At 38.1% G+C, this 12,309-nt stretch carries 15 protein-coding genes; 7 read left to right on the top strand and 8 right to left on the bottom strand.

Going from position 1 to position 12,309, the window contains the following annotated elements; all coding sequences use genetic code 11:
- The first annotated feature begins 150 nt into the window (after positions 1-150).
- From NE558_RS06615 to NE558_RS06585, 7 genes are read left to right on the top strand one after another with little or no spacing between them, the layout of a single operon-like run.
- A complete protein-coding gene (locus NE558_RS06615) occupies positions 151-456 on the top strand; it encodes a flagellar biosynthesis anti-sigma factor FlgM (RefSeq protein ID WP_256149180.1) in 306 nt (101 codons plus the stop codon).
- 19 nt (positions 457-475) lie between these two features.
- Positions 476-925, top strand: a complete 450-nt coding sequence (locus NE558_RS06610) for a flagellar protein FlgN (protein ID WP_256149179.1) — start codon at positions 476-478, stop codon at positions 923-925.
- A gap of 32 nt (positions 926-957) precedes the next feature.
- Positions 958-2,523, top strand: coding sequence for a flagellar hook-associated protein FlgK (gene flgK / locus NE558_RS06605; protein WP_256149178.1), 1,566 nt, complete (start codon positions 958-960; stop codon positions 2,521-2,523).
- Positions 2,524-2,542: 19 nt separating this feature from the next.
- A complete protein-coding gene (locus tag NE558_RS06600; protein WP_256149177.1) occupies positions 2,543-3,538 on the top strand; it encodes a hypothetical protein in 996 nt (331 codons plus the stop codon).
- Positions 3,539-3,575: 37 nt separating this feature from the next.
- On the top strand, positions 3,576-4,181 hold the full coding sequence (locus tag NE558_RS06595; protein WP_256149176.1) for a DUF6470 family protein: 606 nt from the start codon (positions 3,576-3,578) through the stop codon (positions 4,179-4,181).
- A 21-nt stretch (positions 4,182-4,202) separates the two neighbouring features.
- Positions 4,203-4,646 carry a flagellar assembly protein FliW gene (gene fliW, locus NE558_RS06590; protein WP_256149175.1) on the top strand — a complete coding sequence of 148 codons (444 nt, stop codon included), beginning with the start codon at positions 4,203-4,205 and terminating at the stop codon, positions 4,644-4,646.
- Position 4,647: 1 nt separating this feature from the next.
- Positions 4,648-4,872, top strand: coding sequence for a carbon storage regulator (locus tag NE558_RS06585; RefSeq protein ID WP_256149174.1), 225 nt, complete (start codon positions 4,648-4,650; stop codon positions 4,870-4,872).
- Positions 4,873-5,155: 283 nt separating this feature from the next.
- Here the strand turns inward: NE558_RS06585 and NE558_RS06580 are convergent, their stop codons facing one another.
- From NE558_RS06580 to NE558_RS06545, 8 genes are all read right to left on the bottom strand, one after another.
- Complete coding sequence (locus NE558_RS06580; RefSeq protein WP_256149173.1) at positions 5,156-5,971, bottom strand: hypothetical protein; 816 nt, start codon at positions 5,969-5,971, stop codon at positions 5,156-5,158.
- 12 nt (positions 5,972-5,983) lie between these two features.
- On the bottom strand, positions 5,984-6,745 hold the full coding sequence (locus NE558_RS06575; RefSeq protein WP_256149172.1) for an amino acid ABC transporter ATP-binding protein: 762 nt from the start codon (positions 6,743-6,745) through the stop codon (positions 5,984-5,986).
- 13 nt (positions 6,746-6,758) lie between these two features.
- Positions 6,759-7,505, bottom strand: a complete 747-nt coding sequence (locus NE558_RS06570; protein ID WP_256149171.1) for an amino acid ABC transporter permease — start codon at positions 7,503-7,505, stop codon at positions 6,759-6,761.
- 104 nt (positions 7,506-7,609) lie between these two features.
- Complete coding sequence (locus NE558_RS06565) at positions 7,610-8,452, bottom strand: amino acid ABC transporter substrate-binding protein (RefSeq protein ID WP_256149170.1); 843 nt, start codon at positions 8,450-8,452, stop codon at positions 7,610-7,612.
- A 398-nt stretch (positions 8,453-8,850) separates the two neighbouring features.
- The gene (locus NE558_RS06560) at positions 8,851-10,413 is read right to left on the bottom strand and encodes a DUF3794 and LysM peptidoglycan-binding domain-containing protein (RefSeq protein ID WP_256149169.1); all 1,563 of its coding nucleotides are present in this window, start codon (positions 10,411-10,413) and stop codon (positions 8,851-8,853) included.
- Between the two features lie 438 nt (positions 10,414-10,851).
- The gene (lepB, locus tag NE558_RS06555) at positions 10,852-11,355 is read right to left on the bottom strand and encodes a signal peptidase I (RefSeq protein WP_256149168.1); all 504 of its coding nucleotides are present in this window, start codon (positions 11,353-11,355) and stop codon (positions 10,852-10,854) included.
- 253 nt (positions 11,356-11,608) lie between these two features.
- Positions 11,609-11,983 (bottom strand): ACT domain-containing protein, encoded by a 375-nt coding sequence (locus tag NE558_RS06550; RefSeq protein WP_256149167.1) that lies wholly within the window; start codon positions 11,981-11,983, stop codon positions 11,609-11,611.
- 10 nt (positions 11,984-11,993) lie between these two features.
- Complete coding sequence (locus NE558_RS06545) at positions 11,994-12,170, bottom strand: DUF6472 family protein (protein WP_256149166.1); 177 nt, start codon at positions 12,168-12,170, stop codon at positions 11,994-11,996.
- Positions 12,171-12,309: the final 139 nt, after the last annotated feature.

Here is a 12,309-nt window from a genome sequence, read left to right as displayed (position 1 = left end):
CAGAATGATACATTTCTAAGCGTTGTAATGCTTATAAAAAAATCTAATTTATGTTTTTTATCCAAATAATATTATTTATATATCCAAAATGCCGATATAATTAAGTGAGTACAAATTGTCTGTTACTATAAATATTAAGGGGAAATTTTTATGAAAGTTACTGGAAACCATTTTTTTAATCTGCAATCAAATGCAGCAAATAAAGATAAAAGTACCTATATCTCCTCACAGAGCCCTTCTGTTTCTAGGGCTAAAAACTATGACGAAATCATTATATGCGGAAAAACAGAAACTCCAGAGCAGAATAGCTTTGTAGATGCACTAAAAAATAAAATTTCCAAAGAAGTAGCAACTCCTACCTCTGAAGAGAAAATTGCTGATTTGAAGCAACAAATCGAAGCAGGAACTTATCAAATTGATATTGATCAAATTGCAAAAAAAATGCTCTTAAGTTAATTGAAAAGGACTGAAAAAAATGACAACTTTAATTGATTTTCATAACATTGTGATTCATTTAATTGAGTTATTGGAAGCACTTATCGCAATCGAAAAGGAGAAGTTAGAAGCCGTTACCTCTAAAAATTTAGATACTTTAAACAACTGTATCAAAAATGAACAGGTTCTGGTTTTGAAACTCAAGGGCTTTGATAAAAAGCGGGAACAAATTCTTTCAGCCTTGGGTTATGATGGCCTATCTTACAAAGAAATAATAGCTCGCCTTCCTGCTGAACAGAAGGAAGAAAGCAATAAACTTTTCACAACACTTCAGCAAGCGACAGATGAATTTCATGCAATCAATGATAGCGTGAAAATTGCTCTTGATGTAAATTTACATGTAATCAACACGACACTTAGCAAATTAGGTATAAACCCAGAAACCCAACAAACACCCTCTGGGAATAATTTAAAAAATAGATTTGCTTAACTCTTGATTTATTACCAAAGGGGGAAAACTTCATGCGTTCAACGTTTGGCGCTTTTACTACTGCTCAGTTAGGTCTTCGCGCAAGTCAGTATGGGCTGGATGTAACAGGACAGAATATTTCAAATATTAATACACAAGGTTATACAAGACAGGTAGTAGACCAAATCAGCTTAAACCTTCAAAATAGTGGGCGCTATGCTTCTGTTGCCAATGTAGGTTATGGCGCTCTGGTTACAGGTATCTCCCAAGTAAGAGATCCTTACTTGGATATCAGATTCAGAAACGAAGTAGCCAAGGTTGGTGAAGCCGACGAAAAATTGGGGGGCCTGCAAGAAATTGAATCTGTAATTGATGAAGTTGCTACAGATGGTATACAAAAACAATTAAGTGACTTAAATACTATGCTTCAGAAACTTGCTGGAAATGTTAGTAGCCAAGAATACGAAAATATGGTGAAGTCCTCTGCAGATTCTTTGACAAAATATATGAATCAAGCTGCAAAACAGCTGGAAACCATTCGTAGCAATCAAGAATACAACCTGAAAGAGGTTCAAATTCCTGAAATCAATAACATATTAAAAAATATTTCCGAATTAAATAAATCAATTAAGGACGGTCAGGTAAATGGTTCTTCAGCTTTGGAGCTGATTGATCAGAGAAATGTTTTGATTGATAACTTAGCAGGTTATCTAAAAATTGACGTAACCTATGTTCCAACCAAAATCTCCGATAGTTTAACCATCGACGAATTAAAGATCGATTTGGTTGGTGCAAACAATACAATTAACCTCTTAAACCATCTGGATCATGTAAATCTGGATATACCCGAAGGAACAACTCAGCTGAATATTTTAGATGCTAAGGGAAATCCCGTTAAAAATAGCAGTGGCGATGTGATTGGTACAGATGTATTCAAAGAACTGACAGGCGGATCAATCAAAGGCTCTTTAGAATTCTTAACTTCCAACGGAGCTTTTGATAATAACAAAGATTCATTTCAGGGTATTGGTTACTATCAAAAAATGCTAGACCTTATGGCGAATACCCTTGCCTCAACCTTTAATGAAATTAATAATGCTGGCCTGCCCAGCGGTACCTTGCATGATATGTTTGGTACCTCCGATGGCAGTACAACCATTACAGCGAAAAATATCTGCGTTGCATCAGGTTGGTCAAACTCAGAATATGGTCTAACTGCATCCGTTAACGCAGATGGTAGTACGCCGGCCTCCGGTGCCCAGGAAAATATCTTAAAAATGCTTGATGCCCTAAAATCAGATCAATCCTTTATAAAAAAAGGTGTTCCTCCAGCGTCCGATTTGACAATTTTTAAGGGTACTTTTCACTCATTCGTATCTAATTTAAATACAACCTTAGGTATCGATATAAAATCTGCAAAAGCGCTATTAAACAACCATGTATCTGTAGCAAACGAAATCGCAAACGCAAAAAGTTCTATTTCCTCCGTTAGCTTAGATGAGGAAGGTATGAATTTGCTTAAATATCAAAAGTCCTTTGCGGCTGCTGCAAGATTAATGACAACGCTAGATGAAGCTTTGGAAACCATCATTAATAAGATGGGTGTTGTTGGACGATAATGAAAAGGAGTTGCTTTAAATGAGAATAACAACAAATCAGGTTTTGAGCAATTATCAAACAAACCTCTCAAAAACCACAAATGAACTAGATACAGCAAGAAATCGTGTGCTTACAAAACGGAATTTCATGAAAGCATCTGAAGATCCCGCTTCTGCAGCAGTTGCATATAAATTGAGAAAAGAATATATCGAAACTGGCGATCATATTGAAAACGTGAAAGACGCTTCTTCTCAATTTGATGCCGTAGAGAGCAGTGCCATGGAAATGACAACCATTGCGAAAAAAGCAAATGCCCTTATCTTAGAGGGTATCTCAGGCAATACCAGTTTAGAATCACGAAAAACCCTTGCTACAAGTCTTAGACAAATGCAAGAATCCATTGTTATGTCTGCAAATTCAAAATTGGGTGAATCCTTCCTGTTTGGTGGGCAAACAACTGACTCTACCCCCTTTGAAATGGTAGATGGAAAGCTCCAATACTTTGGGTTGGACGTATCAAGCACTGATCCTGCCGTACAAACAAAATTAAAAGATATGTCTAAAGCACCAGTTTATGTTGACTTAGGCTTTGGTCTATCCTTCACCAATGGAAACGTGGACACAAACAGTGCTTTCAATATTGCTATTTCAGGTCTAAATGCCCTTGGTTTTGGACAAAGCGACGATGGCAAAGAACAAAATTTGGTTAACATTCTAGGTAGCATCGCCGATGAGCTGGAAAAGGATCCTGCCGACTCAGAAAAGTTGGATGGACTTAGCAAACAATTTACAGAATCCTCAAGTAAACTGGCTGACTTTGTTACCTCTATCGGCACAAAAAGTAACTTTTTAGAATTAACTCAGACACGTCTGGAAGATAATCAATTTACACTCAATGAAAAAATCGTGTCCGTTGAAAATGTTGACTTGGCTGTAGCAATTTCAGATTATTCTTGGGCACAGTATGCTTACAATTCTGCATTAAAGGTTGGAAACAGCATTCTCAGCCAATCTTTTATAGATTTTATGAATTAATAAACCATTCTGATACGTAGAAGGGAGGGCAAAAACGGTGGAACCTTTATTGAAAATTACCACAGTACCTTTAAAGTTTGAAATGACTGTAAACAATGCACGCTTGGAATACAATAATTCAAATGCACAGCTAGAAATTTCTCGAGATGATGGCGGTCTGAAAATTAAAAGTAACCCCATTAAATTAGATATTGATTCCTTTGAATGCTATAACTCTATAAACCCAACAGCAAGAACAAGCATTAGGGATGCTGCAGAAAAAGGTAAAATGGCCGCCTATGAGGCAACCGCCGCTTATGCAAGGGAAGGTAAATTATTTTTAAATGCAAAAATAGGTGAGGATGTCATTAGTAAAATCGCTGCGTCAAAAACAGAGGTGAACACCAATGTGGGAATAACCTTTACCCCTACCGCCAGACCCGAATTGAATTGGTCAAAACCGGAAATCATGATGGAATATGAATTGGATAAGCTTAATTTTGACTGGAAGGTTATGAACGGAAACTTTGAGTTTATTCCCGGAAACATTGAAATTTCCATTACCCAGCGACCGGATGTTGTGATCGAATACATAGGGAACCCTATCTATGTTCCACCAAGCGCAGACCCTCAATACGTTCCGATTACCGATTTAAGAGCATGATTATTCAAACGAGGTGAATAAATGGAACTGGTAACAAAATATTTTTCCAATATGACATATGAAGACAATGATGTTATTTTATTCAATCATGGACTTTTTGGGTTTGAGAAATATAAAAAATTTCTCTTAATCCGCTTCGACGACCATGAAAACTCTCCTGTTTGTCTTCAAAGCATTGAAGATGCAGATATTGCTTTTGTGATGATAAATCCCTATAATTTTATTCATGATTATAATGTTTCTCTATCAGAAACAGATATTCAGGATCTAAAACTAAAGGATGCGGACAATCTGACTGTATATAATATTTGTGTCCTTCTAGACTCCATCCCCCAGAGCACAACAAATTTAAGGTGCCCTGTCATTGTTAATACGGAAACCAGATTGGCAAAACAAATTATATTGGAAAACTCGGAATATCCCTTTAAATACCCATTTAAAGATCTTATTCCTAAGGAGGGCTGATATGCTGGTATTGCAAAGAAAAATTGGTCAATCTATCTATATAGGCGACGATATTTTAATCACCATACAAGATATTTCTGCCGATAAGGTAAAAATTTCTATTGATGCGCCAAAAGATATTATGATTATGCGTGAGGAACTTAAGCTGGCTACCATGAGCAATCAGGAAGCATTGTCCTCCTCGGGTGACTCCGTTGCAATGTTAAAAAAATTATTTCAGAAATGATTATAAAAAGGAAGCACTATTCGTTGAAAAATAGCCCTTCCTTTTTTGCTGCCCATTAATATTGACACCTTTCAAAGTTCTTTAAGCTTTTTTTCTAATATAGAAAATAGTTGCACTCTGCCACCAAAAGGCCTTGAAAGCGTTTTGTCCTTGAATGACCAAACGCCCATCCCTTAGATTTCCAAGTCTGATTTACAAGATTAAAACACATCCTGATTTCTGCTAAATCTCTAGTTTTAAAGAAAAAAATAAGTGTATCGGTTTTCACCAATACACCCTTATGTTAAATATAAGCTTTCCCCTTAGCCACAATAGAAACATGACCTGAAATTTCCAGGGCAGTAATCTTCCCATCCTTCATGACCACCTGAACACCCATGGTGCCTCCGGGTTGATTGCAATCTACAGAAACAGTTCTTCCTGCCTGCATTGCTAAAAAAACACCAATGGCAGAGGTTCCGCTTCCGCAACCCCTTTCCCAAATGAGGCTTGTGCCTTTCACACAAACCAACGGCTCCAGGCTTTGGGTCTCTCTATCCCACAAAAGTATGCCAAATGCATTCGGCATGCTGTCTGACCATAGTGTTGAAGCCTTCTCCGCTTTCACTCTGGCATATTCACCCCAAATGTTGCGCTCCACTATAATATGTGCAATGCCTTCAAAGCGAACCACAGGCAATGTGAAAGTTTCACCGTCAAGAGCAAGCTCTTCCCAATCCACAGATAGGGGCAAAGGCATGCTAACCTTCCCCAAGTATCCCACTTCTAACTTTTGCATTTCACACGGAACCAAATTTTTGGCACCAGATACCTCTAATAAAACAGTTTCTGTGGCATTCAAGGGAAGTCTTTTCTCCTCCATGAGACAGGCTGCCAAGGATAGGGTAGCATTTCCACAAAATTCCCCTGCCATCATACGTAATGCCTTTGCCGCATGTTTATCCTTAGGCTCTTGAATAAAGCCCACCTGCTCCCCGTAAATGCTATTGTAAGCCATTAGTTTTTCTGCCACTGCTAGGTGTTCCTCATGGGGAAGTGGCGTTTCCACTAAAATTGTCATGTTTTCCGTTGGGCTGGTTTTAATAAAGTCTATTTCCACAAAATTCCCACCTTACTGTTGAAAACGTCCCAAAAATGCTTTTGTTCGCTCCTGCTTGGGATTATTGATTACCTCCTCAGGGGCTCCTTCTTCTACAATCACACCGCCGTCCATAAAAATAATATGGTTGGAGACATCTCTGGCAAAGGACATTTCATGGGTTACAATCACCATAGTCATATGCTCTGCAGCCAAATCCTTAATTACCTTCAAAATCTCCCCTGTTAATTCTGGGTCTAGGGCAGAAGTGGGTTCATCAAAAAACAAAATTTTCGGTTTCATAGCTAATGCACGGGCAATGGATACACGCTGCTGCTGTCCACCGGAAAGCTGATATGGATAAGCATCCTCCTTTTCAGAAAGACCCATTTTTGCCAAAAGCACCCGTGCCTCCCCGTAAACCTCGTCCTTTGACCGTTTTCCAATTAAAATAGGAGGTTCCGTAATATTCTTCATCACAGAATAATGGGGGAATAAATTAAAATTTTGGAACACAAGCCCAAAGTGTTTTTTAATCTCTCTAAGCTTATTTTCATCCACATAGGTGGATATTCCATTCTCATCTGCCTTAGCCGCATAGTTCCCCAGATAAATCAAATCTCCTCCATCCATAGTTTCCAATAGGGTTGCACAACGCAACAAGGTAGATTTCCCAGAACCTGATGGTCCGATAATCGATACAACTTGTCCCTCTGAAACAGAAAGAGATATATCTTTCAAGACTTCATTCTCTCCAAATTTTTTATTGCAGTGATTTATTTCCAATACCTTCATGTTCATCCCTCCCTTAACGATAATAGCTCAAGGCCTTTTCCACTCGTTCCATAACATATGCCACAACCCAATTAAACATAAAATAGAAGGCACCTGCAATGAATAGAGGAATAATAGTGGTTTTTGCCGCCGCAATTTGTTTTGCCAGCGTAAACATTTCTGTGTAATTTAAAACAAACGCCATAGCCGTATCCTTAACTAATGTAATGATTTCATTGGTCACAGGGGGCAAAATCCGCTTTACCATTTGGGGGAATACAATCTTAAAAAAGGTCTGATATTTATTATAACCCAAAACTGAGGCCGCCTCATACTGCCCAACAGGAATGGATTCGATACCCGAGCGATAGATTTCTGCAAAATAAGCCGCATAATTGATAGAAAAACCAATTAAAACTGCAATCAGTCTATATTCTTTACTTAAGTTAATTCCAAAAACATAGTATGGTGCAAAATAAACCACCAAAAGCTGAAGCATTAAGGGCGTACCCCTTAAAATAGAAATATATACTTTCGCCAAAAATTGAATTGGCTTAAAGTTTCCTGACCATCCCCTTAATCCTCCAGTAGCCACAACCTTCCCCAAAGAACCTTCTTTTTGAAGCAAAAACCCAAAGGGGGTCCATTTTGACATACGGGCAAAGGCCACCAAAAGACCTAATGGCATAGAAAACACCAATGTTAAAACAAAAATAAGTAGTGTTGCCAGCATGCCATCCCCAAGCTGGTAGATGATATTGAAATATTCGGCAGAACCCATAAGAAAACCCCCATATTTTGCATTTTTACATATCCTTGAAAAAAGCAAGGATAAGCGTGTCGGATTACCGACACGCTTGTATCACCCATTTATTTTACACCAAATTACTTTCCAAGGCAAATCATTTGATCCAAATTATAATCCTTATAATTTGCTGCAATGGTGTCAATGGTACCATCCTTTTGCATTTCATATAAGGTTTCTTGAACTTGATCACGAAGCTCTGTGTTTCCCTTCTTAAAGCCTATTGCATACTGCTCTGTGGATAAAGGCTCTTCCAATTTGGCAAATTTATCTCCACGTGAGGTTAACTGGTACTGTGCCACACCAATATCAACAGCAATTGCGTCAATGGAACCGGCTTCTAAATTCATAAAAGCTGAGTTATAATCTTTCGATTGCTCCAAGGAAGCGAAGCTTGCCGCCAATGCAAGATTTTCATCATTGTTTTCTTGATTTGTCAGAGCGGTTAATGCAGAAGAATCTGCCTGAGTCATAACAACTTTTCCCGCCAAATCAGCCTTCATTTTAATGCCGGAGTCTGCTCTCACCACAAAAACAATGCTATTGTCAACATAAGGATCAGAGAAAGTATAGCTATCCTCTCTTCCTGTCATCGTAAAGCCATTCCAAATACAATCAATAGAGCCACTGTTGAGTTCCATATCCTTGGCATCCCAATCAATTGGCTGTTTCACCAATTCCCAACCACGACGTTGGCAAACCTCTGCCGCCAAGTCCAAGTCAAACCCAACATAATCGCCAGCATCATTACGATATCCATAAGGAGGATATTCAGCATCAAAGCCAACAATTAACTTTGTACGTTCTGCCGCTGCTGCATCTTTTGCAGGTGTTGCGTTTGTTTTTCCATCACTGTTGCCACAACCTGCTAACACAGAGACACCCATTAGCATTGCTACAAATATTCCCAAATATTTTTTCATACTTCATTTCCCCTTTTTCATTTTTTTCTACATTTTTAGGCCTATTGACCTAAGCTCTTTATTATATTATCACATTACCACGCTAAAGTAAAGGGGTTTTTTTGATTTGCCGTTCCTTTTTTAAGCATAAAAAAAACAGACAGTTCTCTGTCCGCCAAAATAATAGAATCTAATCCACTCCTCATGAAATAGCTTTATTTTCTCATAATACGGTTCATACCAGCTCTTTCCATGTTGCTTAATGAAATACTAGTCCAACAACTTCCATTGCTTAGAAAGGCTTTTAGGTGCCAAATAGAGTTTATCACAATACGGATTAATCTCTTTCATATACATCCACCGCCTAAAAAGGCGGTGGAATTCAAAAAAATCGTTGAAATAACCCGCATATACTACTGTTAATGCATCATCTTGATAATTAGTAGCTTCTGACCAGGATAGATTTTATCAGGATCCTCAATGTCGTTTACCATTAAAATCCGATCAATTGTGGTATCAAAATGTTTTGCAATCTTCCATAAACTGTCCCCTGGCTGCACAGTATAAATTACGGCACCTGCCATGGGTTTTTGAGGTGTATCTGTATTTTTCAGACGAATATCCGTTACAAGCTGAGTTGTTTCCTGCCTTTTCGCATCTGCCTCAAGTACAATGGATGCAAATAACTCACCTTCCCGATCGGATAAAATCTGAAAGTCGATTTCCTCAAGTCTACCCTTCACATTTATTTCATCAGTAGGCATAACACCCTTCATCTCAATTTTTTGGCTAAAAGGAATTCCTTTGTTTGCCATGCAAACTGCGTGATCATCCTCTTGGCATAAATACATGATCTCCACATTCAAAACGCCCTCAACTTGAATCATATCCTCTTGGGGGCTTACGTCTTGAATATGCAGCGTTCCCCAAGTTTTTCCTGCCTGCAGCATAGGACGCTCGCTTTGATCCAATGTGATTTTCTCTTTCAAGGAAAATTGATTTTTTGCTCTTCCCATGCAGATAGGATAGGTGACGGTTTCCCGCATAACCTCTGTTTCCATTCCCGGTGCATAGGCGTCAGTAACCACAGTTTTCTCTGTTGAATCCCAAGCTGACATCTCGCTCATAATAGATGCATTCACATCTAAAACTCTAGGTTCGCCGTCGTCATCAAGGCTGGTTTTAATTGAGGCCTCATCGATGGTTAAATTCACATCCACTGTACTTTTCGGTGTAATCTTATCTGCTTCTAAATACCCGTTAAATGGTATTTTCTCGCTCCATGAATGCACAGTTCCTGTACCCTGATCATCCGTATATAAAATATCAACGATGAGATTACTACGGATCATTACCTTGCCATCCATTGGGCGAACTTCTTGATCTGTCAGATTAAAGTCGCAACTCAAAATTTCTCCAACAGCTGGTGCCGTCTGAGGTAACGTAATTTCCTCTTTAACCGTGAATCCTTCTTTCTTCTCAGCGACAACTTCCTCCATACGAATCTTACCTTCCAAAAAGGCCATTCCGCCGCTGTCGCCAGGTGCAACTACATTAACTTTATGTACACGTTCTGCATTTGCTGTCAAGCCAATGACTGCCTTTATTCCCAACTTTCTATCATTGATTACTTGGCAATCCAAATGCTCCAGTGTTGTTGTTAGTTTTACCTGCATATCCTTTTCCAGTCCATCCATGTATATAATATCTTCAATGGGTAAACTGGATTTCATCGCATATACTGCATCGTCGCCTTTGTCAGAAGAATATAGGATAGTAAGGTCCAAGTCCCCAGAGAGGTTGATGCGATCGTCCCCCACCCGTACATCCTTCATCTTTACTTTTCCATGGCAACACAAAACTTCATTTACATCAGGCTTGCTGTCAGGCGCGATGATATCCCCTTCCAGCAAGATTTGGGAGGCTTGTTTCCCACCCTGCTGCTTCAATACAATTTCTTCTCTTTCCCATTCCATCGGCATAAAAAACCTCCTTCGCTATTCTTGCGGCAGTTTTCAGACACTGATTTCGGGCTTTTCCTTTTTTTCGGTCACCATCCACCCTTTGTCTATATATAAATATATTGAAATTCTTCTATTGTATTCCTAAAAATAAGGGTTTCTCTGAAAAATGTTGTTTCACTTTTTCAATCTATAGAGAAAAAGTGAAATAAAAAATCCCATTATACATGCTTGACGAAAACATGAATAATAGGACTTGCTTTTTTTGCATAGAGTTACGTTCATTTTATGGAAAAGACGTTCAGGCTTTACAGATATTACATCAACGGGAAAAGTTAGGATAAATCTTCATACAAAAAAAACAGCGTTTCACTTGCTCTATCATACGAGAATCAACTAAAAATCTTAATAAACAGCCGTTTTACAATAAATCTTATCTCCTATCACTTCTTTTGAGCCTCAAAATCCCCTCAGTTCCGTAATCGGGAACCATCGAAAAACAACCTTTCCTGTCAAATCACCACGGGAGATGACCCCCATTTGACGGCTGTCATAACTTAAATCTCGATTGTCACCCAACACAAACACTGTGCCTTGTGGAATGGTCATATCCACGACTCCATTGGTGGGCCCATCTATATACTCTTCTTCCAGTATTTCACCATTAATTTCAACAAGGCCATCAGGAAGCAGTCGAATATGATCCCCCTCGGTAGCCACAATTCTTTTTAAAACTGTTTTTACCTTTCCGCTATCATTGTACTGAAAAACGATAATATCTCCTTTTTCATACCACCCCATCTGAACAAAAAAGCGACTCATACAGATAATATCACCATCATTTAAGGTGGGGTCCATAGAACTTCCCTCTAGCTTCACTGGCCATAAAAAGAAAAATAATATTATTATGATAATTGACGCCCTAACAATTACATTCGCCCAATCTTTTACAACTTCATTCAAAACCATTTACCTCTCTGTGCAATTATTTTCTGGTGACAAATTGTTACCACTCTATATAAAAGTATACAAATTTCTCCAAAAATAGCAAGACAAAAGAAAAGGTAAATTTAGGAATTATTAATAATTACCAAAAGTAAACTTTTTTTTACTCTAAGACAAAAAAAATAAGCCTCATTTTATTCGGGCTTAGATATAATTATAGCATATGTCTTTGCGGCATTTTCTCTTCAGAAATACTATGTTTAACAATGTTTTATATTCTTTCCATAAAGCTATATCCCAGAGCTTCTAACGCCACCTGTGCTTTAAAACTATTCTCTTTCTTAATTAAAATATAATCTGTATCAAAAGTCGATACTGCAAAAATACTAATTTCATTTTTTGCTAAACATTCTGATATCTTTGCTAAAATTCCCACCATGGAAAACTCCATCTGTCCCACAACGCGAAAACAGCTCCATCCATCTTCATGTACCTCAACATCTCGGGGTAAACGTTTTGTAGGGCAAACCAAAGAAAGCTCATGATCTGTTCTTGACCAAAAGCTAAAACGTCCCAAATCCGTTATTTCATGAGCTCCTATCCATTTCGCCACTGAAAAATCTATATTTAACCATTCTAATAACATTTATTTTTCCTCAGTTTTGCTTTTGCACTGTTTTATATTCATCTTCCAAACGATAATAGGGACAATCATTGTTCTCGTCCTTCAAAAATCGCTCCATTTCATCTTCATCTAAATTCACTTGACAATAATATTCATCGTACATTTCATCGTAACTAAAGTATCCACATGTATCACAATTTGACTTCATTTCTTTCTCCCATTTATATAAAGATTTATCTCTCTTTTGGAATAAAAATAAAAACCACTTCTTAATTTAAGAAGTGGTTTAAGTATGGGAGTTACAGGGCTCGAACCTGTGACCCTCTGCTTGTAAGGCAGATGCTCTC

The sequence above is a fragment of the Anaerotignum propionicum genome (assembly GCF_024461735.1).
Lineage (GTDB): Bacteria > Bacillota > Clostridia > Lachnospirales > Anaerotignaceae > Chakrabartyella.
This window is presented reverse-complemented; position numbering and strand designations above follow the sequence as displayed.

What these genes read in the sequence shown, in the direction of transcription:
- NE558_RS06570 (WP_256149171.1), bottom strand. Translation starts at nt 7,505, where the DNA reads ATGGGTTCTGCCGAATATTTCAATATCATCTACCAGCTTGGGGATGGC.
- NE558_RS06610 (WP_256149179.1), top strand. Translation starts at nt 476, where the DNA reads ATGACAACTTTAATTGATTTTCATAACATTGTGATTCATTTAATTGAG.
- flgK (WP_256149178.1), top strand. Translation starts at nt 958, where the DNA reads ATGCGTTCAACGTTTGGCGCTTTTACTACTGCTCAGTTAGGTCTTCGC.
- NE558_RS06565 (WP_256149170.1), bottom strand. Translation starts at nt 8,452, where the DNA reads ATGAAAAAATATTTGGGAATATTTGTAGCAATGCTAATGGGTGTCTCT.
- NE558_RS06615 (WP_256149180.1), top strand. Translation starts at nt 151, where the DNA reads ATGAAAGTTACTGGAAACCATTTTTTTAATCTGCAATCAAATGCAGCA.
- NE558_RS06560 (WP_256149169.1), bottom strand. Translation starts at nt 10,413, where the DNA reads ATGCCGATGGAATGGGAAAGAGAAGAAATTGTATTGAAGCAGCAGGGT.
- NE558_RS06585 (WP_256149174.1), top strand. Translation starts at nt 4,648, where the DNA reads ATGCTGGTATTGCAAAGAAAAATTGGTCAATCTATCTATATAGGCGAC.
- NE558_RS06550 (WP_256149167.1), bottom strand. Translation starts at nt 11,983, where the DNA reads ATGTTATTAGAATGGTTAAATATAGATTTTTCAGTGGCGAAATGGATA.
- fliW (WP_256149175.1), top strand. Translation starts at nt 4,203, where the DNA reads ATGGAACTGGTAACAAAATATTTTTCCAATATGACATATGAAGACAAT.
- NE558_RS06575 (WP_256149172.1), bottom strand. Translation starts at nt 6,745, where the DNA reads ATGAAGGTATTGGAAATAAATCACTGCAATAAAAAATTTGGAGAGAAT.
- NE558_RS06545 (WP_256149166.1), bottom strand. Translation starts at nt 12,170, where the DNA reads ATGAAGTCAAATTGTGATACATGTGGATACTTTAGTTACGATGAAATG.
- NE558_RS06600 (WP_256149177.1), top strand. Translation starts at nt 2,543, where the DNA reads ATGAGAATAACAACAAATCAGGTTTTGAGCAATTATCAAACAAACCTC.